We start from the raw sequence: 23201 nt of genomic DNA on the forward strand, positions 1-23201 counted from the left end.
CGAAACCCCGTTAAGGCGGACGATAGGAGAGATGTTTGACAATGCGCCCGATGCGACGCTCCAGCAACCTGATACGCGGCCTTATGATGGCGGCAGCACTGCCCGCCGTCGCCGTTCCGGCCCTCGCACAGCAGCGTGGCGACTGGGCCAGCTATGGCCGGGATGAAAGCCACGCCCGGCATTCCCCCCTCGAACAGATCACGCCGGCCAATGTCGGCAAGCTGAAAAAGCTGTGGTCCTATCATATGCGCCCCCCCGGCGCCGCCGCGGCGGCGGTTGACATGCCCGATGGCGTGCCCGAACGCTACAAGACCGGATTCTCCGCGTCCGAGGCAACGCCGCTGGTGGTCGACGGCACCATGTATCTGTCCACGCCGTACAAGCGCGTCGTGGCGCTGGACGCGGCGACCGGCAAGGAACGCTGGGCCTTCACCTTTCTCGGCAACGACCAGGCATCGACGCGAGGCGTCGCTTACTGGCCCGGCGATGTGAAGGTCGGCCCGCGCATCGTATTCGGCACGCGCACGGGCAAGCTCTATGCGCTGGACGCCAAGACCGGCCAGCCCGCCGCGGGTTTCGGCGAAGCGGGCATCGTCAACATGAAGACGCCGGAGGTAATGAACGGCACCCGCGCGCCGCTGGGCATGAGCAGCCCGCCCGCCATCTACAAAAACCTGATCATCACCGGTTCGCGCGTTCAGGAAATGCCGGTCAAGGGCGCGGCAGGCGATGTGCGCGCATGGGATGCGGTGACGGGCAAGCTCGTCTGGACCTTCCACACCATTCCCCAGCCGGGCGAAGCCAATTTCGGCACGTGGGAGGGTGAAAGCTGGAAGGGGCGTTCGGGCACCAACGTCTGGACCTTCGTCGTCGTCGATGACAAGCGCGGCATCGCCTACTTGCCGGTCGGCACGCCGACCTTCGATCGCTGGGGCGGCGATCGCAAGGGCAAGAACCTGTACGGCAATTCAATCGTCGCGGTCGAAGCGGCGACGGGCAAATATTTGTGGCATTTCCAGACGATCCACCACGATATCTGGGACGTGGACCTGCCCGCCGCGACGCTGATCGACGTGCAGCGGGACGGCAAGACGATTCCCGCCATCGCGGTGATGAACAAGACCGCGATCATGTTCATCCTCGACCGAGTCACCGGCGAACCGCTTTACGACGTAAAGGAAGTGCCGGTTCCCACCGACACCGACGTGCCGGGCGAACAGCCCTGGCCGACCCAACCCATGCCGTCCAAGCCCGCGCCGCTCAGCCGACTGGCGTTCAACATGGACGAAATGGTGGAAGGCCCCCCCGCCCTTCGCGCGACCTGCGACAAGATCGTGGCCGACATGAAGGTCGTCGGCAGCAAGATGTTCCAACCGCTGCGTGCCGATTCGTCGGTGGCGTTCTTTCCGGGCAGCTTTGGCGGCATCGACTGGGGCGGCGGTTCGTTCGACCCCAAGAGCGGATTGTACGTCGTCAACATCAACAATCTGGCCAGCCCGCAACAGATGGCGCAGCAGCCCGACGGCAGCTGGGGCCTGAAGTCCGGCTATGCCTATTTCCTTGATCCTGAAACCGGCAATCCGTGCAGCAAGCCGCCATGGGGCGAACTGGTCGCGGTCAACGTCAACACCGGTGACGTGGCCTGGCGCTCCGTGCTGGGCGATAATGAGGACCCTGCGCTCAAGGATGCGGGCGGGATCAGCGCAGGCGGGCCGATCACGACCGCAAGCGGCGTGACCTTCATTGGCGCCACGCGCGATTCGATGATCCGCGCCTTTGACACCAAAACCGGCAAATTGTTGTGGAAGGACCGCCTGCCCGCATCCAACTATGGCACGCCGATGACCTTTGAGATGAAGAACGGGCGCCAGGCGGTCGGCGTGGTGGCCACGGGCGGGTTTGCTTTCCAGCCCGCCACCGCCGATGAAGTTGTCGTCTATGCCCTGCCATGAGGTGCCGTATGTCGTTCAGTAAACTTGCGTTCCCGATCCTTTTCGTTGTCGTCGGTGGCCTTGGCACTGCGGTCGCCGGCCAACAGGCGGCCGCGCCGCCGCCCGGCCCCGGTCTGGACCTGATCAACGAACGCTGTGGTTTTTGCCATTCCACCGCTCAGGTCACCTCGGTTCGAAAGACCCCCGGCGCCTGGGCGGCGACGGTTCAGTCGATGATCGATCGCGGCGCCGAACTGGAACCCGATGAGCAGAAGATCATGGTCGAGTATCTCGCGGCTAATTTGGCGGCAGCCGGTGGCGACGCGGCGGCGCAGCCCTGATGCCGCTTTATGCGATTGACGGCTGCCAGCCGCAGGTGCCCGATAGCAGCTGGGTCGCGCCCTCGGCCGACCTGATCGGCGATGTGCATCTGGGCGCACAGGTGGGGATATGGTTCGGCGCGGTGATCCGTGCCGACAACACCCCCATTACGCTGGGCGATCGGACCAATGTGCAGGAAGGCTGCATGCTGCATTCTGACCCCGGTGTGCCGCTGAGCGTCGGGGAAGATTGCACCATTGGCCATCATGCGATCCTGCACGGCTGCACCATCGGCAACCGGGTGCTGGTGGGCATGGGCGCCACGGTGCTGAACAATGCGGTGATTGGCGACGATTGCCTGATCGGCGCGGGCGCACTGGTGACGGAGGGGAAAAGCTTTCCGCCCGGCAGCCTGATCGTCGGCGCACCGGCCAAGGTGGTGCGCGAATTGTCGCCGGAAGCGATGGCCGCGCTCAAGGCGTCAGCAGCGGGCTATGCCTCGCGGCAGGCCCATTTCAAGGCCGAACTCAAGCGCGTCGACTGAACCAAGCGCCCCTTTCCAACGTGGAAAGGGGCGCTGTCGTCATTCAGCGGACGGCATTGTTCGGCAACAGCCCCGCAACCTTGGTCTTTACCCGGTACACACCCTTTGACGCGGTGATGTACAGCGTGCGCCCGTCGTTGCCGAACGCCAGATTGGCGGTCTGTACCCCCATGCGTATGCGGCCCAGCGCCTTGCCCTGTGGCGAAACGATCCACACGCCGTCCGGGCCCGTCGCCCAGATATTGCCGCGGCTGTCGACCTTCATCCCGTCGGCGCCGCCGGGGCCATCCTTCGGAAAATCGAAGACCGTCCGCTTGCCGGAGAGAGAGCCATCGGCACCGATGGAATAGGCATAAATGGTGCCCGGTGCGCCATAGTTGCTGACGTACAAGGTGCGTCCATCAGGTGACAGGGCAATGCCGTTGGGCAACGGCAGATCGGTGATGACCGGAGTCAACGTGCCGTTCGCGTAACGGAACACGGCGTTGTAGGGCAATTGCTTTGCCGGGTCCTTGTCCATGCCGTTGAACAGGCCGAATGGCGGATCGGTGAACCAGATCGTGCCGTCGGAACCCACGACCAGATCGTTCGGGCTGTTCAGTCGCTTGCCCTGATAGTCGGCGACCACGGGAGTGAGCGTACCGTTCGCGCCACGTCGCACGATCCGCCGCGCACCCATCTGAGCCATCAAGATGTCGCCACCCCTGGCAACCGCCAATCCATTGGGACCGATATTGGCGCCCGCTGGCGGATTGGGCAAACCGCCCGCATTCTCCAGCACGACGGTGGCACGCCCATTGGCATCGACCGTGCGCAGCTTGTCCCCGGTCACGTCCGAAAACCACAAGCGCCCCTGATGCCACAACGGACCCTCGGTAAAGCTGAAGCCGCTGGCCAGTTCCTCCACCTTGGCATTGCTATCGAGCAACGTGTCGAACGCCGGATCCAGTCGTTCGATGCGCGGCGCGGCGGCAGGGGCCTGTTGCTGCCCCGCCATCGCGGTCCCGGTGACCACCGCGACGATCGCCGTCGCGGCAAAGCCGAATGCCTTCATATTTCCTCCCCAATACACACGATGTTGTCTGACGGGGCCAAGATCCCGGCGAGAAATCCCGTCAATTACGGCGCGGCGACGTTGCCGCCACATATTCGGCCTTGGCCGCCAGATCCTTGGCAATGCCGACGACCATCAGTTCCAGTGGTGCCGATCCCGTCGCTCGCAGCGAACGCGCCTGATTGATGTCGACGGGCACGGCATCGCCCTTGCCGATGCGAACCTGCTCCCCCGCCACGGTCACTTCGCCTTCGCCACCGACGACGTAATACACCTCGCTCATCAACGGCTGCCTGATTTCGCCCAGGCTGGTGCCGGGTGGCATCATCAGGTGGTCGACATAGCTCCAGGGCGTATCGAACACCGTTGGTTGCAGCATGCGGCGGTACATCACCTCGCCCGTGCCGCCGTCCTTATCGCCCACGGGTTTGAGCAGGGCGCGATCCAGCCGCATCGTCATGAACTGGGGAATCGGATCGAGCGCCACATCTTCACGCGAATCGCCCAGATCGAAATTGTCGTAGGATTTGGTCAGCCCGACATTGATGTTCAGCCATTCGATCGGTCGGTCGGTCGGGTTGTAGATGGCGTGAGCGTGGCCGGTGACGTTGGGCGCGCCAGCCGGTCCCTTTACGCGCGACGTACGACCGTCGATCGTGAATTCGGCTTCGCCATCCAGAATAACGAACATCTCTTCGCACTGATTATGATAATGCTGGCCGATCCCGCTTTTAGGCATGATCACGCCGCGATGGACGAAGATCAGGTTTGTGCTGAGCGCATCGGCACCCAGCAGCGGCCCGAAACGCATCTTGCCGGCGCCGGCGTGAACATCCGACAACTCGCGCATCTTGGCGGGATCTGTATGCCCGATCCGCTGCGCCAGCGTCTGTGCGCGAACGGGCCCGGACGCCGCCGCAAGCGCCAGCGTCGCCATCGCGGCCGTCATCATCGTGGTCCAATTCACCACCCTCTCCCTTTTCGCCTGCCGGATCAGACCGGTCTTTACGGGCGGTTATATCGCGCCTAGACAGGAATCATATAGGATATTTCGCGGCACGAACGGCGAAAATGAGGGAGAGGCCGATGGCACGAAACGGACGATCGAGGGTACGCGTACAACTGGTATTCCTGTTGTTCGTCATCAGTGCGGTTGCTTTTCTGGACCGCACCAACATCTCGGTCGCCGGCGTGCAGATGCGCCAGGAATATGGCATCGACCAGATCCAGCTGGGCTGGGTCTTCAGCGCGTTCCTGATCGGCTATGCGGTGTTTCAGGTGCCTGCCGGGTGGCTGGCTGCGCGATATGGCCCGCGAAAGCTGCTGACATGGGCGCTGGTCTGGTGGGGCATTTTCAGCATCGCGACTGCGCTGGTCCCGCCGGAGGGGCGCTATGCCATCCTGATGCTGGCGGTGGTTCGCTTTGCACTCGGCATTGGTGAGGCTGCGGTCTATCCGTCCAGCAACCAGTTCATTTCGCGCTGGGTGCCCGCCGGGGAACGCGGCAAGGCCAATGGCCTGATCTTTGCCGGCGTCGGCGCCGGATCCGGACTGACGCCGCCGCTGATCACCGCCGTCATCGCCTTTGCCGGGTGGCGCGCATCCTTTTACGTGTGTGCCGCCATCGGCCTGATCGTCGCGGCCATTTGGTACGTCGTGTCGCGCGACCGGCCACAGGATCATTCGCGCGTCGATGCGGGCGAGCTGGCGCATATCGAAGCGGGCCTGCCCCCTGCCCCCACCGCTGAAAAGGTTGCCATCCCCTGGGGTGCGATCCTGTCCAGCCGCAGCGTCTGGGGCCTGTTCCTCAGCTACTTCGCCTTCGGTTATGTCATCTGGATCTATTTCAGCTGGTTCTTCATCTATCTGGCCGAAGCGCGGGGACTGGATCTGAAATCCAGCGCGGTCTTCGGCATGGCGCCGTTCCTGGCGATGACACTGGGCTGCCTGGGCGGCGGGGTGCTGAACGACGCCATCGCCAAGCGTTACGGCCTGTATGCCGGGCGCTCGGGCCTTGCGATGGTGGCGTTCGTGCTGACAGGGATTTTCCTGCTGGTCGGGTCGCGCGTCGACAATGCGCCGCTGGCGGTGCTGACGCTCGCGCTGGGCGGCGGGGCCATCTATCTTTCGCAAAGCGGATTCTGGTCGGTGACGGCGGACATTGCCGGACGCCATTCGGGCGTGGTGTCGGGTCTGATGAATGCAGGATGCCAGATTGGCGGGGCGATCACATCGTCGCTGACGCCGTGGATCGCGGCGCAATATGGCTGGGTGGCGGCATTCGGCACCGGGGCCGCGATCGTGCTGGTCGGCACGCTTGCCTGGGCCGTGGTCGACCCGCGCAAGCTGATCGAACCGGCGGGTGAGCCTGAATTGCTCGACCCGGAAATCGTCGCCATCGCGCCGTGACCAAGGGGCGGTCGCCGGTCCGACCCGGCGATTGCTTACACAGACAAGAAGGAGGGGTTACATGAATATCATCCGCCTATGGACCGCATCATGCGCGATCGCGCTGCTGTCGTCGGTCGCGCTACAGGCCGCCACCGCACAGAGCGCGCCCCCCGCGACCGAGTCCCGGCCGAAATACACGCCGCCGCCCCCGCTGGTGGCATGGACGCCCAAGAAGACGCCCTATACGCCGTGGCGCGAACCCAACCGCCCCTGGTGGAAGCTGTCCGACGTGCTGGCGCTGCACAAGGGCAAGGCGAACTGGACGCAGCCGGTGATCCGCAACAAGGATCTGGTCGCCGACTGGCATCAGCTTGCCCCCGGCGGCAAGACGCAGCGGCTGGCCTATTCCGACAATCGCACCGCGATCATCGTGTGGGACGGCGAATTGCGCGTCACCATGGAGGGGCAGGAACCCTTTACCGCGCGCAAGGGGTTCGAGATCAACGTGCCGCTACGGGTGCCCTTCACCCTCGAAAGCACCGGCGCCGCACCGGCGCTTTATTTCCAGTTGAACCAGGCCAGCGACATGCCGCTCTATCCGGTGGACAGCACCCCCCAGCCGCCCGCCAAGGTGAATGGGTGGGAGTATGAGCAGCGGATCGTGACCGGCGGCCCCGGTGGCTTTGACGACAAGCATCAACCCTATCTGGATTATTTCAAGGACGTGATCGCGGCCGATGCCCGTCCCGGCGCCTTTATCGCCGACCAGCATATGTTCGTGAACAACATCCGTGGTCGCGCCACGCCCACGCCGCCGCCGTCGGTGCTGGGCCATTTCCATGTCGGCTATGACGAATTCTGGTTCGTGATGGAGGGCAATATCACCCTGCAGGTGGAAGGCCAGCCGGTCTTCACCGCCGCCGCCGGGGACGTGATCTCTGCACCGCAGGGCCATTGGCACCGCGCCAGCTTTGGCGGGCCCGTCGGGCAATGGGGCACGCGCGTCGCCATCAACCCCTACCCGCGCGGCGGGCACGTCTACACGCAGGAATCGCAGGGCCGACAATAAGAGCGGGGGTGGGAGCCGGAACGACCCGCAACGAGGTCGTTACGGCTGCTTCCTTCCGGACCTGACCGGGTTGGCGACAGTTACGTCCGCCCGACTCCCGTGGGCCATATGGCGAACAATGCGCCCGCTGGCAAGTCGTTCAATCGGGAAGCGGTTCATGCAGAGGGCAACCATTGGCCCCGCGCCGCCGATCGGCGGAATAGCGATAACTCTCCCGCCGCGCGCGATTGATGTTGCCCAGCGGCTGATGCGCGGCCAGCCCGTGCCATGGGGAGAAGGCCAGCGCCTCGTCCAACGCCTGCCGTTCGGTGTCCCATCCGGGCTGAGCCGGCACATCGATCAAGGCCACGGTGCGATAGGGGCTGGCCCCCTGATCCCATTCGACGGTCGCGTCCTCGACCGGCATCGCCGCCACATCGGTGCAGAGCTGAACACGCAACTCCCATGTGCCGCCGTGCCGCGACAACGCAGCGTCGACATCCTCGCGGATCGCGTCGGGCCGCCCCTTCGTATCGACATGCGCGTCGTGCAGCGCGAGCAGAGCAGGCGCAACGGGGCGGATCTGAAACTTGGCGACACGATCGCCATAGCGGAACGCGGTCTGGCTGAAATAGGTCTGCCCCAGCGGATGCACCTGCGGCGCGCCGCCCATCGACTTCAGCGTCGCGCTTTCCAGACCGACGGCCTCCAGCCCCGCCTCTACCCCGCGCAGCGTGGCGGAGAGCAGCTTCTTGCCGCCTTCGGCCCGGTCGGTGGTTTTGGCCAGCAACTTCAGATTGCCCAGAAATTGCGCCGCATCCTTCGCGATGAAGGCGGGCGCATTGACCATTACGAAATCCTGCGTCGTATCGCGCTCGCTGCCCGGCAGCCGCTCCCCCTCGACGCCCAGCACCTTCAGCGCCAACCCGCGCGGCAACGCGATCGCATCGTCCAATATGTCGCCGGGGTTGGTCGAGAAGCGCAGCATCGCTTCATACCGCCCGCCATGCGCGAACAACCCCTGCGCCAGTTCGGGCGGCAGGTCGCCGAGGATGGTCAGCGTGCCGCGCGCAATCCCATGCGCCTTGGCATGGACCGCGCGTACGCCGCGACCATAATCGGCCAGCGTCGTGTCGATGATCTTCCCGAATTGCGCCTTCAGCCCCTCGATCGTCTCGCGCTCGTCGGGCTGAGCCGACTCGAGGTCGGGGGCGTAGCGGACAAAATCGGGCATCGGACGCTCCTGAAAACGGGTCGGGGCGACAATCCCTGCCGCCCCGCCCGGTTCCGCTTGCGCCCGGCCCGGATCAATAGGCGCGAGCGACCAGAATACGCTCGACCGCCGGTTCACCCGTAAAAATGCATGGCCCGGTAGCCGGGGCCGCGCTGCCCGGCACGTTGCGGATCGTCAGCTTCAACGCCTTCAATCGCTCTACGACCTGATCCAGTCCGGCGCCGGTCGGCTTGGCCCATTCGACCTCGACCCAGCCGGGATAGCGTTCGCTCTCAGCGAAATGCGCCTCCAGCCCGGCAAAGTCGGTCACGTCGCGGCGAATGCCCGCGTCCAGCCGCGCCCGCGCCTCGACATGCAGCGAGCCCTGGATCTCGGTCAGCAGCGCCGCTGCCTGATCGACAAAGGCGTTGCGTGGGGTGAAGGCGGTGTCGAGCTTGCCGCTTTCCTGATACAGCCGGTCGCGGCGGATGACGGCGACATTGCCGTTCGCGACATCGCGCGGGCCGACCTCGACGATCACGGGCGCGCCCTTCTTGACCCAGCCCCAGCGCTTGTTGCCCGCCTTTTGCGCGCGGCCGTCAACCATGGCGCGGATTGGTTCGCCCAGCGCGGTCTGACCGTTCAGCTCCGATGCCAGCGCACGGGCGTAATCCATCACCGCTTCGTCCTCAGGCCCATCGCGCAGCATGGGAATGATGACGATCTGCCACGGCGCGACACGCGGCGGCACGCGAAGGCCGTCGTCGTCGCCATGCACCATGATCAGGCCGCCGATCATGCGGGTCGACACGCCCCAACTGGTCGTCTGCGCCAGTTCCAGCTCACCTGCGGCGTTCTGGAAGCGGATATTCTGCGCCGCGGAGAAGGTGGTGCCCAGGAAATGGCTGGTGCCTGCCTGCAACGCCTTGCCGTCCTGCATCATCGCTTCGATGGAATAGGTCGCGACCGCGCCGGGGAAGCGCTCATTCTCCGGCTTTTCGCCCGCGATCACGGGAATGGCTGCGCAATCCTCGGCAAAGGCGCGGTACACCTCCAGCATCCGCATCGTATGCTCGCGGGCCTCTGCCTCGGTGGCATGGGCGGTATGCCCCTCCTGCCACAGAAACTCGGCGGTACGCAGGAACATGCGCGTCCGCATTTCCCAACGGACGACATTCGCCCATTGATTGATCAGCACGGGCAGGTCGCGCCACGACTGGACCCACCGGCTGAACGCCGCGCCGATCACCGTTTCCGACGTGGGCCGCACGACCAGCGGCTCCTCCAGCTTCGCTTCCGGATCGGGGATCAGCCGCCCGTCCTTCTGGATCAGGCGGTGGTGGGTAACGACCGCCATTTCCTTGGCAAAGCCGTCCACGTGCTCGGCTTCCTTCTCGAAGTAGGAAAGCGGGATGAACAGCGGGAAATAGCAGTTTTCATGCCCCGTCGCCTTGATGCGATCGTCCAGCAGGCGCTGCATGCGTTCCCAGATGCCATAGCCCCATGGCCGGATGACCATGCAGCCGCGCACGCCCGATTCCTCGGCCATGTCGGCTTCCGCGATGACGGTCTGGTACCAGCGCGCGAAATCCTCGGCGCGCGTGACGGGAAGGGCGTGCTTGATCATGGAAGCGCCGATAGCCGGGGGGCGCCGGGGCGACAAGCGGCCTGATGCGCTCAGGCCGCCGCCGTCGTCCACCCCAACGCCGGAATCGCAATCGAACGCTTTCCGGCTAGGTCGGTGCGGCACACCACCAGTTCTCGCTGTTCCATATAGCCGATCAGCCGACGGGCGCGCCCCAATGAGGAGGTGCCGTAAACCTCCGCAATCCGTTCGTCAGAGGGGCACGGCGCCCCTTCCCGCGCGGCGCGCGCGACCAGCAGGAACGGTCCCAGCATTTCGCTGGGCAACTCGCGCGCCAGTGACAGGGCGGGCGCCCATTCGTCCTCCAGCCCGTGCGTGATCCCCGCCCGCGCCGCCGCCAAGCGCCGGGCAAACGCCTCAAGGTCGAGCGGCGGTCGAGGAATTCCCGCCATGCGGCAGCGGACCTGATAATCCTGAAACAGCACAGCGGCTGGGCGCTGCGCCGATCCGGCTTCCTCCACGATGGCGAGCAGCACATCGGCGACGATCTGGGCCACACGCTCCGGCGGGATGGCGGGCGTGGGTGCAGTCTCGGGCGGTGGCGGGGCGACCAGCGCCTCGATCACCTCGTCGGCGGGCATCGGTGCGGGCGGCGGTGGTGCAGCCAGCGGGAGCGTCGGTTCCTCGACCGCCTGTTTCAACAGGTCCTTCATGTCGGTCGGGGCCGATGGCAGCGGGATCAGCTTGGGGCTGGAACTGCGCGCGGATGTTTCGACCGCGCCGATCTTCACCGACACCGGGCGGCGCGAGACGGCGGGGCCGAGCGCCAGGAAATGACCGCGTTGCAGGTCGCGGATCGTCTCCGCCTGACGCCGCTCCATGCCCAGCAGGTCGGCCGCCCGCGCCATGTCGATGTCGAGGAAGGTGCGGCCCATCAGGAAGTTCGACGCCTCCGCCGCGACATTCTTCGCCAGCTTGGCCAGACGCTGCGTCGCGATGACACCCGCCAACCCGCGCTTGCGCCCACGGCACATCAGGTTCGTCATCGCACCCAGCGACGCGCGGCGCACTTCCTCCGCCACCTCGCCGCCACCGGCGGGCGCGAAAAGCTGCGCCTCGTCGACGACCACCAGCGCGGGATACCAATGTTCGCGCGGCGCATCGAACAGCGCGTTCAGGAACGTCGCGGCACAGCGCATCTGCCCCTCGGCCTCCAGCCCCTCAAGGCTCAGCACCACCGATGCGCGATGCTCGCGGATGCGCGCGGCCATGCGGGCGATTTCGCGTTCGGCATAATCAGCCGCTTCGATCGCGACATGGCCATAGGCGTCGGACAGGGTGACGAAATCGCCTTCCGGATCGATCACCACCTGCTGCACGCGACCGGCGGACCTCTCCAGCAATCGGCGCAGCAGGTGCGACTTGCCTGATCCGGAATTGCCCTGAACAAGCAAGCGGGTAGCCAGCAATTCTTCAAGGTCCATGGCAACGGATTTGCCCGTGCCATCGACCCCCATATCCACTTCAACCGTCATTTCTTGGCTGTCGATGTCCTGCGCTCGAAGAAATCGAACATGCTGGTCCACAGGTGCAACTGGGACTTGGGATCGCTGATCGCGTGCGTTTGACCGGGATAGAATTGCGTCTCGAACAGCACGCCCTGCTGCTGCAACGCGGCCACCATGGCGGTGGTGTTGTCGAGGAACACGTTATCGTCGGCCATACCATGCATGATCAGCAACGGGTCACGAATCTTGCCCGCGTCGCCGATAGGGGCCGAGCGGGCATAAGCCTCCGGCACCTTGCGCGGGTCGCCCATGTACCGTTCGGTATAATGGGTGTCGTACAGTTCCCACTTGCTGACCGGCGCCACCGCCGCACCCGCCGCGAACAGGCCCGGCGCGGCTTCCAGCAGCTTCAGCGTCATGTAGCCGCCATAGGACCAGCCATGGATGACCATCCGGTCGGGATCGACAAAGGGCTGCGACTTCAGCCACTTGGCGGCCATAACCTGATCCTCGACCTCAACACTGCCCATCGCGTGCCAGATCTGGTCGGTGAAAGCCCGCGAACGGTTGGCGGTGCCGCGATTGTCCATGACAAAGACGATATAGCCCTTGTCGACGATCGCCTGATGCAGCGGGCTGGTCCAGCCGCGCGTCACCCGCTGCGCGCCGGGCCCGCCATAATAGGTGAAGAAGACGGGATAACGCTTGCCCGGCTCCATTTCGGGCTTGAGGATCGAATAATGCAGCGCGCTGCCGTCGGCGGCCTTCAGCGTGCCGAATTCCGGCTCGCGGTGGCTGGCCAGATAGGGCGCATAAGGGTGGTCGGCACCCAGAGCGTTTTCGTCCAGCCATTGCATCCGCTTACCCGCCGCATCGGCCAGATAGCTCTGCGTCGGCTGGGTCGGGCTGGATCGCGTGACAATCAAGCGACTTGCAGCGCCGTCCATCACCGCGCTGTTCCAGTAACCTGCCTCAGTCAACCGCGTGACCGCACCCGCGCGGGTAAGCGGCGCGGCATAAGCGTGGCGTTCCAGCACGCCGTCCTTGTTGGCGGTGAAATAGACCCGATCGCGCGCCTCATCGACGCCGATCACGTCGGCGACTTCCCAATCGCCCTTGGTCAGTTGCGTCCAGCGTCCCTTTGCGAACCGGTAGAGATGTCCGTTGCCGTCGCGTTCGGACCACCACAGGATGCTGCCATCGTCCAGCGCGTGGAAATTATCGGACAGGTTGATCCAGCTCTTCGCCGCCGCTTTCTCGCTGAACAGCACGCGCGATCGGCCGGTCGCAGGATCGACGGCCAGCATATCCAGCACCGTCTGCTCGCGGTTCTGACGCTGGACGTACAGCGTCTTGCCGTCCGCGCTCCAGTCGACGCGCGCCAGATAGATGTCGGGATCGCTGCCCAGGTCGACCTTGACCCGGTCCGAGCCGTCGGGTGCCATCACATACAGCTCGATCGCGACATTGGGCGTGCCCGCCAGGGGGTAACGCTGCTCATACAGCCGCGTGCCCTCTGCCGCGATGGCAGCGCGGGTCAGCACGCGCACCGGCGCTTCATCGAAGCGGGCGACGGCGACGCGGGCATCGCCGGGTGCCCACCAATAACCGGTAGTGCGCCCCATTTCCTCCTGCGCGACGAACTCCGCCTCGCCCCAGTGCACGGTGCCCCCGCCCCCCTGAGTCACGGCGCGCGCTTCACCGCCCGACAGCGGCTGAACCCACAAATTCTGGTCGCGGACGAAACTGATGTAGCGGCCTGCCGGGCTGATGACGGGGTTCAGCTCACCCGCCTCGCTCTGAGTCAGGCGGCGGACATCGCCGTCCAACGTCGCCAGATACAGGTCGCCGTCGAGCGGGACGAGGATCGAGCGGCCGTCGGGCGCCCAGTCATAGCTGACGATCCCGCGCAGACCGCCAATGCGCGCGCGCTCACGCTGCATCTTTTCGGCCTCGGACAGTTCGGCACCGGTGCCGACCTTTTTCGAATCGACCAGCATCCGCCACTGGCCCGTCGCCAGATCCTGCGCCCACAGGTCCAGCCGGTTCGGCTCCCCCTCACGCGGACGCAGCTGGGTCAGCAGCTTGCCGTCGGGCGACAGGCGCGGCGGGCGCCCGCCGCCGCCCGCCAGACCGCCCGCCATCACCCGTTCGAAGCTGAGCGTGCCGGTTTCGGCCGCCATCTGACCTGCGCGCGCCTGTGCCACCGGCTCAGCCGCCATTGCCGTCACGCTTGCCGACCCGAGCATCAGGGCCAACCACCATCCACGCATTCCCATCTCCGGTGAAGCCGCGCCATCGGATCGCACGGCATAAGGATAGGGCGTTCATGCCGCGTGGGGGCGCGGGCGTAAAGGGTCAGTGCTGCGTCTCGGACCCCGCCTTCATCGCTTCGGGTGCGTTGCTGTCGGCCGGCGCGGGGGCGTCGATCTCAGCAATATCAGCATCATGGCCCAGGGTGTCGCGCACCCACAACAACGTCACCAGCACGTACAGCACCACCGCCAGCGGTGCCGCGACGACCACACCGATCATCCCGAACAGGCTGCCCAGCGCGGCCAGCGCGAACAACAGCACCGCTGGCGGGATCGACACCGCGTATTTCTGGATCATCGGCGTCAGCACATTGCCTTCAAGCTGCTGCGCGATGACATAGACGACGATCGTCCACAGGATCGTGTCCGACCCCTGCGCCAGCGCCAGCAGGACGCCGGGCGCCGCGCCGATAAAGGGGCCGATCAGCGGGATGAAGTTGGTCAGGCCCGAAATCACCCCCAGCGCCGCCGCCGAAGGCACACCGACGATCATCAACCCGACCCAGATCAGCGTACCGACGATCAGCATCGTCGCAAATTGGGCAATCAGCCACTGGTTCAGCGCCTGTCCGCTCGCCGACAGCGCCTCACGCACGCGCTCCCCCTCCGATTTCGGGAACAGCTTTTCCACGCCGCGCATGTAGAGATCGGGGTCGAGCGCCAGATAGATTGCCGCGACGATCACCAGCACCAGATTGGTGACTGCACCAACCGCGCCGAACGCGAACGACACGGCCCGGCCCATAATGCTCTGGATGTCGGGGGTGCCGGTCAGGAAACTGTTGAGGAACGGCACCTGTTCGACCAGCGAGCGCGCCTGTTCGAATGCGGTCGGCAATTGCTGTGCGACTTCCGTAAACTGCTCGGTCAGCTGTGCGCCGAACAGGAATCCGCACGCCGCCAGGACCGCCAGGATCAGGAAAAGCCCCAGAAACACCGATGGCATGTCGCCCATGCCGACCCGGCGGAACGGTGCGCCCGCGGCCCGGATCAGCGTCGCGACCAGAACGGCTGAAAAGATCAGCAGGAACACGAACGAAAACTGGACGGTCAGCAACGCCAGCCCGACGATCAGTAATATGACCAAGGTCGAACGCGCCACACGCGCCATGTCAGCCGAACCCATAATTCCCCCTCTTGCCCGGCCAGAGCGCCGGATCGTCGGACGCGAAACAAACTCGACATAGCCGGAGTTCCCGATCACGGGCGAGCCGACATGTTCGACGCCCACAAAGCGGTCGCGACGATCCGTCGCGCGCTTTAGACGATCGGCCCCCTTCCCCATGTCCCGGCCGCTTGCTAAGGCCGCGACGAATCTTCGCATTCGCAACACTGCCGGGCGCGCCCGCGCGGCCACCGCCGCCTCCCCGCCGCGACCGGCCAGACCGGAAGGGCAATTATGACCGCCATCGGCAACGATACCCTGGGCACCCGCGACCAGCTTGAGGTCGCCGGCAAGACCTATCATTATTACAGCCTTGCCAAGGCTGCGGAAAAGCTGGGCGATGTCAGCCGCCTGCCTTTCTCGATGAAGGTGCTGCTGGAAAACATGCTGCGCTTCGAGGACGGCTCGACCGTCACCGCCGAAGACGCCCAGGCGGTTGTCGACTGGCAGAAGGAACGCCGCTCAACCCGCGAGATCCAGTATCGCCCCGCGCGCGTTCTGATGCAGGATTTCACCGGCGTCCCCTGCGTCGTCGATCTGGCGGCGATGCGCGACGCGATCACGTCGCTGGGCGGCGATCCGGCCAAGATCAATCCGCAGGTACCCGTTCACCTCGTCATTGATCACTCGGTCATGGTCGATGAATTCGGCACACCGCAGGCGTTCGAAAACAATGTCGAGATCGAATATCAGCGCAATGCCGAGCGTTACGAGTTCCTGAAATGGGGTTCGAAGGCGCTGGACAATTTCAAGGTCGTGCCGCCGGGCACCGGCATCTGCCACCAGGTGAACCTTGAATATGTCGCGCAGGCCATCTGGTCGTCGGAATCGACCGATGGTTCGGGCATGATCGCCTATCCCGACACGCTGGTCGGCACCGACAGCCACACCACCATGGTCAACGGCCTGGGCGTTCTGGGCTGGGGCGTTGGCGGTATCGAAGCGGAAGCCGCGATGCTTGGCCAGCCGGTTTCGATGCTGATCCCCGAAGTCGTCGGCTTCAAGCTGACCGGCAAGCTGGCCGAGGGCATCACCGCCACCGATCTGGTGCTGACCGTCACCCAGATGCTGCGCGCCAAGGGCGTCGTTGGCCGTTTTGTCGAGTTCTATGGGCCCGGTCTCGCTTCCATGAGCCTGGCGGACCGCGCGACCATCGCCAACATGGCGCCTGAATATGGCGCGACCTGCGGCTTCTTCCCGGTCGACGACCGCACGCTGGACTACATGCGCCTGACCGCGCGTTCGGAAGAAAATGTCGCGCTGGTTGAGGCTTATGCCAAGGCTAATGGCTTCTGGCGCTATGATGATGCAGAGGACCCCGTGTTCACCGACACGCTGGAACTCGACATGTCGACCGTCGTGCCCAGCCTGGCCGGGCCGAAGCGCCCGCAGGACCGCGTGCCGCTGACCGAGGTGGACGACACCTTCAACGGCGACCTTGCCAGCGTGTACAAGAAGGACGCACCCGTCCGCGTCGCGGTGGACGGCAAGGATCATGACATCGGCGACGGCGACGTTGTCATTGCCGCAATCACCAGCTGCACCAACACCTCCAACCCGTCGGTGCTGGTCGCCGCCGGTCTGGTCGCGCGCAAGGCACGCGCGCTGGGCATCAAGCCCAAGCCGTGGGTCAAGACCTCGCTGGCACCGGGCAGCCAGGTCGTCACCGACTATCTCGACAAGGCGGGGCTGAGCGCCGACCTCGACTCGATCGGCTTCAACCTGGTCGGCTATGGCTGCACCACCTGCATCGGCAATTCGGGTCCGCTGGCGGAGCCGATTTCGGCCGCGATCAACGGCAACGACATCGTCGCCGCGTCGGTCCTGTCGGGCAACCGCAACTTCGAAGGCCGCGTGTCGCCCGACGTGCGCGCCAACTTCCTCGCATCGCCGCCGCTGGTCGTCGCCTATGCGCTGAAGGGCACCGTGACCGAGGACATCTATGCCACCCCGCTGGGCGAAGGCACCAATGGCCCCGTGTTCCTGAAGGACGTGTGGCCGACCAACGACGAGGTACGCCAGGTCATCGAATCGAACATCGACGACGAGATGTTCCGTTCGCGCTACTCCAACGTCTATGCCGGCGACCGTCACTGGGCGGGCATCACGGTCGAGGGTTCGGATACCTATGCGTGGCCGCCCGCATCGACCTATATCGCTAATCCGCCCTATTTCGAGGGCATGGACATGACGCCCGCTCCGATCGGCGACATCATTGAGGCAAAGCCGCTCGCGATCCTGGGCGATTCGATCACCACCGACCACATCAGCCCGGCCGGCTCGATCAAGGCCGACAGCCCGGCGGGCAAGTGGCTGATGGAGCATCAAGTGTCGCGCGCCGACTTCAACAGCTATGGCGCGCGTCGCGGCCATCATGACGTGATGATGCGCGGCACCTTTGCCAACATCCGCATCAAGAACGAAATGGTCCCCGGCATCGAAGGCGGCATGACCCGCTATGGCGCCGATGTCATGGCGATCTATGACGCGGCCATGCGCCACAAGGCCGACGGCACGCCGCTGGTCGTCATCGGCGGCAAGGAATATGGCACCGGCTCGTCGCGGGACTGGGCGGCGAAGGGGACGAACCTGTTGGGCGTCCGCGCCGTCATTACCGAAAGCTTTGAGCGCATCCACCGTTCGAACCTGGTCGGCATGGGCGTGCTGCCGCTGGTCTTTGCCGATGGCGTAACGCGCCAGACGCTGGGTCTGACCGGCGACGAGACGTTCACGATCCGCGGCGTCGCCACGCTGAAGCCCCGTCAGGATGTCGAGGTCGAAATGACCCGCGCCGACGGTTCGACCGAAACCTTCATGACGAAGTGCCGCATCGATACCGCCAACGAGCTGGAATATTTCCTGAACGGCGGCATCCTGCAGTACGTGCTGCGCAAGCTGGCGGCCTGATCGCTGCTACCGACGAAAATGGGCGGTCCGGTTCGATCCGGGTCGCCCTTTTGTACATCGGCGATCTACAAAGAGCGGCATCCTAAATGTTTTCCGGAGCGCCACGCTCTTTGAAAGGCGCTGACTAAGCCAGCCTCGCACGGCCATACAATGCTCCGCCGCGGCCGTGCACCTCCTTGACCAGGCCGAAGTATCATAGGCTCGAGGCGACCGCCGCACTGAGGCGAGCTGGATCATGGGGAGAAAGTTGGCAGCGAGCTTGTCGTAGCGGTTGGCGACACGGCGGAAGTGCTTCAGCCGGGAGAAGAACCGCTCGATCAGGTTGCGCTCACGGTAAGCCGTTTGCTGAGGCATGGGTTTCATTTGCGGTTGCTCTTCGCCGGGATATTTGGTGTGCCACCCTAGTCCTGGATCAGTTCGCGGATCCGGACAGCATCATAGGCTTTTGTCGGCAAGCATGATGGTGCCAAGGCCAAGGTGATCGCGCAGATAGTCGGCGATCTGCCCATCAGGCGTCTGCCCGCCAGTCAGGCCGAGCGGGATCGGGAGGCCTTGCACGACGACGAGGATCTCGGTCGTAAGTGCGGCTCTGCTGCGACCGAGAAAATGATCCGAACTCCTTTTTTGCCGTCGCGCCCTGCTGCCGCGCCCGAATGGAAGTGTTGTTGATCATCTGCATCTTGCCATCGTGGGCGGCGCTAGTGGCGTCCATCGGCCGGGCCCACACGCCTCCTTTCGTCATCCGTTGCAGCGATTGTAGCAGGTGGTGCGCGGCCCATAGCGCTTGGGCGAGTCACGCCACGGTGCCCGGAACACAGCACCCAAAAGACGCCGTTCAGCGTCCGCCGATCATCGACGTGCGGTACGCCCTTGCCTTGTTGGGCAGCAGGGGCTCTATCACGCACCATGCGAAGGCGATCAGATCGTATCGGCTCGAGCCGACGCTGAATCAGAAGTCAGCGCAATGCAAAAGGTGTGCTGACACGAGCGCAGACAGCTATCGGCAGGGTATGGTGCTCATATGTGGCAATTCGCTGTCCTTGCATTGGCCGCCACGGCCCTTGTCGAGCAACAAAACCTTACCTTCGACGGCGGAGCCTTCGGAACGCGACGTACTCTTACCTGCACCTGGTTCACGAACCTCAAGAACAGCCGGTTTGAGCTATGTCAGGACGCCAAGGAAACTGCTGCAAGATAGCGATGGCGCATCGATCAAGTGTCCTAGGCGTATGCAACCAATCAGACGCAGCGGTCCGCAAAGCAGCACTGCGTGACAAGCCTGCGCCGCCATAGGGAACATTCAAAATGGTGCTTATCGGGCGCATAAGCCTCAACCCGCACAAGACCCGCTACCTTGCTGACGCCACCAGAACAGTCCTCATCGAGAAGCTTACAAGCGCCCGCTCGTCCAAATAGCGGCGACGCTTGTGAGTTCACGACCTAGCAAACGCTCCGCAAATCAGATCTTATTGGCGATGGACGCGGCAATTACCGGCCGATCGTGGGTTGAGCTGCTAGGTAATCTTGAAAAGTCGGATAGTTGCAATACCAGACGGATGGTAAATATCGCGACCATCACACCACCCAATACATCGAATAAATAGTGGCTACCGTGTGTAACAGCAGAAATCGCCATAAGAATGTTCAGTATCAGCATAGGTATCCGGAGCCAAACCGATTGCCATGATGCCCATCCGCACAACACCGATACCCCTACATGAATGGATGGAAATGTTACGATTCCCGATGCATTTTTGATATCTAGAATGAAAACTTCGCTTCCTCGAACGGCGTAAAATGATTTCAGAAAGAAATATCCGAAGTGAGCATTTATGTTTTCAAGGTCAGTCGCCGCGACGCCGAAAGCTTTATACGCGCCAACAGCAGGGAAAAATGTGCTGATTGCAATCGACAACGTGCAGAGCACTAAATAGGCTAGCACCATCTGAAACGCACGTTTCTCGAAACTTAGCAGTGATAGAGCTATTGGCATCAAAAGAAGCTGAAGCGCAAAGGACGAATAAGCGTACGCAAGTGTCTTGGCTAGCAAGGGGCTCGCGTCGATCACCGACACATACCATAGCCAGTTGAATCCGAGTGAACGATCAATCGCTATGAGAGTCTGATCCGCTAGCGGCATAGCCACTCGCATGGCCGAATAAGAAAACACCAGCACCGGAAGCGTCATCATCAAACCCAGCGCGCTGGCTTCCATGCCGAATCTTAGGCGTTGCAGATTTCGCCAAGCCGCATAAGGGACGAATAGCATAAGAGCTGCAGAAAATAGAAATATCGGTTTAAACGAGGCGATATCAACGCTAAATCCTACGAGATAGGGCAGGACTAACATTGCTATGAGTGCTGCGGCCGTAGCTGCGATCGCCACCTGTCGGCAATGGTTCGTTGTCTGATCCAGCATCTTTTCTCGGCACCGCCCTGCTACAAGCGCCCTCGCTAACCTGATCCGATAAATATATTATTAACTTCAAGGCGACCAATAGAACCGCTTAGTCTTCTGAGGGTGATCGCTAAGCATAAAAATCAACGCCGATCCAGAGTGTGAATCGGAGGTTAGCTTTTGCCAGTAGTCAGCCTATCAAAGCTGACAACGTTACCACGCGCGAAATCGGTATACGTCAACAGGCGACGCCGGACCTTCTACAATCCACATTAAACGCGAGAGGCGCAGCTGGTTCCAATCTATGTCTGTCCCTAAAACGCATAGACCAGCGACGCGCGGCTCGTCGTATCCGTGCTCACCCGGCCCTCTGGCGGGCGGGATTCATATTGTACAACGTAGGATAGCTGCATCTGAAGCGGCCCAAGCACCTTGGCGCTGAGCGCTGTCGTGCTGGATACCGTGCTGTTCGCGGATTGCAGATAGGCCGACGCATCCTGCCGGAAGGAGAGCGTCGGGCTGAGTTGCCAGTCGAAATCGACCGATCCACGTGCAGCCACGTTGTTCTCAAGCGTCTGGTCGATGAAATCGGTCCGCCGGAACGCCGGGCCGAGTTCCAGCTCCAGCGTCATGCCGGTCCGGCGAATGGCGGTATAACCCGCACCCAGCGATGTCGAATAACGGCTTGTATAGCCGAGGAACCGGTCGGCTTCGAACTGGGCCGCGCCATAGAAATACAGCCGGTCGCTGACCTTGTAATTGGGCTCATAGGCGGCGAGGTAACGCTCACGCGAGACGACGTTGAAGCTTTCCTGATAGTCGGCCTGCAACATCCATTTGTGACGCCAGCGAAGCCCTTCGCGCGTGATGTCTAGCTTGCCCGACACGCCGATATTGTCCGAATTGCCGCCGGTCTGGAACCCGGCAATCTCGGCCCGCCCCTTGATCAACGACAGGAAATCCGCCTCCCGAAGCCGGGCCTGCGCGCTGGCCTGACGGTCGTTTTTCCACGCCTGTGCGATGCGCTGCATGGCAGGGGCCGCGGGAATCTTGGCCGCATTGGCATATTTGACGAGGGTGTCGACTTCCCCCTCGTTGCCGCCGGCGATGGCCGCGTCCAGCATCGCCTTCAACTCGACCGGGATGGTCACGGGTTGGGCCTGACCGATCGGATCCTCGCCGGACACGATCGCCACGGCCACAAGGGGGAAGGACTGAAGCATCACGAGGCATTATCCGGCAAAACGCGGCGACAGAATGACGCTAGGGCAAGCCCGCAGGCTCAGCGAACCGCCCCGTCGCGCGCCGGGAGCGATTCGGCGAAGATGTCGAGCAGCCGCTGATATAATTCCCGCTTGAACGGCACGATCAGTTCGGGAAGTTCAGCCGGCTCGATCCAGCGCCACGCGCGAAATTCCGGTTCGGCGGTTTCGATATTCACGTCGCCATCCTCACCTAGGAAGCGGAACAGGAACCAGCGCTGGCGCTGGCCGCGCCATTTTCCCTTCCACACCTTGCCGATCAGGTCGTCGGGCAGGTCATAGGTCAGTTCCTCCCCCGCTTCCGCAACCAGTTCGACCAGATCGGGCGCGATGCCCGCTTCCTCGCCAAGTTCACGGACGGCGGCGTCGATGGGCGCTTCGCCATCGTCGATCCCGCCTTGGGGCATCTGCCACGCCTCAAGCACCGAATCGAGGCGCTGACCGACAAAGACGCGGCCGTCGCGGTTGACCAGCATGACACCGGCACAGGGGCGGTAGGGAAGATCGGCGAACGCGGACATGGGGGCACGCTCCGGGCAATGGCGACGGGGAAGATTTCGCCCTAACTAGGGGGGCGTGATCCCGATTGTCCACCATGCCGATTATGTCGCCCCTGCCCCCGCGCGCAGCGGCTATCAATGGAACAAGAACGGGCTGGTCCGCGACCTGTTGATCGACAGCGGCGCCAGGCTGAAATGGTATTCGCCCGACCCCATGCCGCGCGTATGGCTGGAGGCAGCGCATGAGCCCGATTATGTGGCCGAAGTGATCGAGGCGCGGGTGCCGCCGGCAAAGGAGCGGCGCATCGGCTTTCCCGTTACGCCGCTGGTCGCCCGGCGGGCTCAGTCGGTGCCGGGTGGCACCTGGCTGGCGGCACTTCTGGCGCTCGACCATGGCTATGCCGCCAATACGGCGGGCGGCAGCCACCATGCGCTGGCCGCCACCGGTGCCGGTTACTGTGTGTTCAACGATCTGGCCTGCACCGCCATACGGCTGGTGGAAGAGGGCGTCGTCGGCCGCGTACTGATCGTCGATTGCGACGTGCATCAGGGCGACGGCACCGCTTCGCTGACGGCGGGGCGGCACGATATCGCCACCTATTCCATTCATGCGGACAAGAACTTTCCGGCGCGAAAAGCCCGCTCGACGCTGGACGTGGCGCTGCCCGACGGGGTCGAGGATGCCGAATATCTCGGCACGCTGGAATCGACGCTGGCGCCGATGATCGACGGGTTCGCGCCCGACCTGATCCTCTATCAGGCCGGGGTCGACCCCTTTGCCGGCGACCGGCTGGGGCGGTTGTCGCTGACGCTGGACGGGCTGGCACAGCGGGAGCGGCTGATCGCCCGCCTCGCCCGGTCCCGCGGCCTGCCGGTCGCCAGCGCGCTGGGCGGCGGTTACGGGCATGATGCGATGGAGGTGGCGCAGCGCCACGTCGCGTCGATCCTGACGCTGGGTGCGGCAATGCTGGGCGATACCGCCCTTGGGCCAATGCCGGTCGTACGCGGAACGGTTTAGGGCGACGCGCGTCGCTCGAACGTCCGCAAATCGAAAGGTCC

The 23201-nt window shown here is 63.8% G+C and carries 17 protein-coding genes, 1 other RNA gene and 1 pseudogene; 7 read left to right on the forward strand and 12 right to left on the reverse strand.

All coding sequences use genetic code 11. The features are described 5' to 3' along the window. Window positions 1-50 precede the first annotated feature (50 nt). The 3 genes from ACAX61_RS01470 to ACAX61_RS01480 are packed head-to-tail and all read left to right on the forward strand — an operon-like array spanning window position 51 to window position 2796. Complete coding sequence (locus tag ACAX61_RS01470) at window positions 51-1952, forward strand: pyrroloquinoline quinone-dependent dehydrogenase (protein ID WP_370713058.1); 1902 nt, start codon at window positions 51-53, stop codon at window positions 1950-1952. Between the two features lie 8 nt (window positions 1953-1960). Next, complete coding sequence (locus tag ACAX61_RS01475) at window positions 1961-2272, forward strand: hypothetical protein (protein ID WP_370713059.1); 312 nt, start codon at window positions 1961-1963, stop codon at window positions 2270-2272. Beyond that, window positions 2272-2796, forward strand: coding sequence for a gamma carbonic anhydrase family protein (locus ACAX61_RS01480; RefSeq protein ID WP_370713060.1), 525 nt, complete (start codon window positions 2272-2274; stop codon window positions 2794-2796). Before ACAX61_RS01475 ends, ACAX61_RS01480 begins: the two co-directional genes overlap by 1 nt. 43 nt (window positions 2797-2839) lie before the next feature. Here ACAX61_RS01480 and ACAX61_RS01485 read toward each other — a convergent pair whose 3' ends face one another. Both ACAX61_RS01485 and ACAX61_RS01490 read right to left on the reverse strand, forming a co-directional pair. Further along, window positions 2840-3850, reverse strand: coding sequence for an SMP-30/gluconolactonase/LRE family protein (locus ACAX61_RS01485; RefSeq protein WP_370713061.1), 1011 nt, complete (start codon window positions 3848-3850; stop codon window positions 2840-2842). 61 nt (window positions 3851-3911) lie between these two features. Further along, window positions 3912-4817: a cupin domain-containing protein gene (locus ACAX61_RS01490; RefSeq protein ID WP_370713062.1), complete on the reverse strand. Its 906-nt coding sequence runs from the start codon at window positions 4815-4817 to the stop codon at window positions 3912-3914. Between the two features lie 119 nt (window positions 4818-4936). Between ACAX61_RS01490 and ACAX61_RS01495 the strand changes: the two genes are divergently transcribed. Beyond that, window positions 4937-6259 carry an MFS transporter gene (locus ACAX61_RS01495; RefSeq protein ID WP_370713063.1) on the forward strand — a complete coding sequence of 441 codons (1323 nt, stop codon included), beginning with the start codon at window positions 4937-4939 and terminating at the stop codon, window positions 6257-6259. A gap of 61 nt (window positions 6260-6320) precedes the next feature. Beyond that, window positions 6321-7310, forward strand: a complete 990-nt coding sequence (locus tag ACAX61_RS01500) for a cupin domain-containing protein (protein WP_370713064.1) — start codon at window positions 6321-6323, stop codon at window positions 7308-7310. Window positions 7311-7314: 4 nt separating this feature from the next. On the opposite strand, the gene ffs is transcribed toward ACAX61_RS01500, so the two are convergent. The 6 genes from ffs to ACAX61_RS01530 form a co-directional block, all read right to left on the reverse strand. After that, window positions 7315-7412: signal recognition particle sRNA small type (gene ffs, locus ACAX61_RS01505), an RNA gene on the reverse strand. A 37-nt stretch (window positions 7413-7449) separates the two neighbouring features. Next, on the reverse strand, window positions 7450-8523 hold the full coding sequence (locus ACAX61_RS01510; RefSeq protein ID WP_370713065.1) for a catalase family protein: 1074 nt from the start codon (window positions 8521-8523) through the stop codon (window positions 7450-7452). 73 nt (window positions 8524-8596) lie between these two features. Continuing rightward, on the reverse strand, window positions 8597-10129 hold the full coding sequence (proS, locus tag ACAX61_RS01515) for a proline--tRNA ligase (protein ID WP_370713066.1): 1533 nt from the start codon (window positions 10127-10129) through the stop codon (window positions 8597-8599). Between the two features lie 50 nt (window positions 10130-10179). Next, window positions 10180-11622, reverse strand: a complete 1443-nt coding sequence (locus ACAX61_RS01520) for a helicase HerA domain-containing protein (protein ID WP_370713067.1) — start codon at window positions 11620-11622, stop codon at window positions 10180-10182. Next, complete coding sequence (locus tag ACAX61_RS01525; protein WP_370713068.1) at window positions 11619-13868, reverse strand: S9 family peptidase; 2250 nt, start codon at window positions 13866-13868, stop codon at window positions 11619-11621. Before ACAX61_RS01525 ends, ACAX61_RS01520 begins: the two co-directional genes overlap by 4 nt. A gap of 85 nt (window positions 13869-13953) precedes the next feature. Next, complete coding sequence (locus ACAX61_RS01530) at window positions 13954-15036, reverse strand: AI-2E family transporter (RefSeq protein ID WP_370713069.1); 1083 nt, start codon at window positions 15034-15036, stop codon at window positions 13954-13956. 273 nt (window positions 15037-15309) lie between these two features. Between ACAX61_RS01530 and acnA the strand changes: the two genes are divergently transcribed. Further along, window positions 15310-17982, forward strand: a complete 2673-nt coding sequence (gene acnA / locus ACAX61_RS01535; protein ID WP_370713070.1) for an aconitate hydratase AcnA — start codon at window positions 15310-15312, stop codon at window positions 17980-17982. 183 nt (window positions 17983-18165) lie between these two features. Here acnA and ACAX61_RS01540 read toward each other — a convergent pair. The 4 genes and pseudogenes from ACAX61_RS01540 to ACAX61_RS01555 form a co-directional block, all read right to left on the reverse strand. Next, window positions 18166-18904: pseudogene (locus tag ACAX61_RS01540) on the reverse strand (IS5 family transposase); the annotation flags it as partial. Between the two features lie 537 nt (window positions 18905-19441). Further along, a complete protein-coding gene (locus tag ACAX61_RS01545) occupies window positions 19442-20368 on the reverse strand; it encodes a phosphatase PAP2 family protein (protein ID WP_370713071.1) in 927 nt (308 codons plus the stop codon). Window positions 20369-20694: 326 nt separating this feature from the next. After that, window positions 20695-21576: a DUF481 domain-containing protein gene (locus ACAX61_RS01550; protein WP_370713072.1), complete on the reverse strand. Its 882-nt coding sequence runs from the start codon at window positions 21574-21576 to the stop codon at window positions 20695-20697. Between the two features lie 86 nt (window positions 21577-21662). Further along, entirely contained in the window at window positions 21663-22163 is a 501-nt protein-coding gene (locus ACAX61_RS01555; protein ID WP_370713073.1) for an RNA pyrophosphohydrolase, read from the reverse strand. Between the two features lie 55 nt (window positions 22164-22218). Between ACAX61_RS01555 and ACAX61_RS01560 the strand changes: the two genes are divergently transcribed. Continuing rightward, entirely contained in the window at window positions 22219-23160 is a 942-nt protein-coding gene (locus tag ACAX61_RS01560; protein WP_370713074.1) for a histone deacetylase family protein, read from the forward strand. Window positions 23161-23201: the final 41 nt, after the last annotated feature.

Origin of the sequence: Sphingomonas sp. IW22, assembly GCF_041321155.1 — a bacterium.
Taxonomy (GTDB): Bacteria; Pseudomonadota; Alphaproteobacteria; order Sphingomonadales; family Sphingomonadaceae; genus Sphingomonas.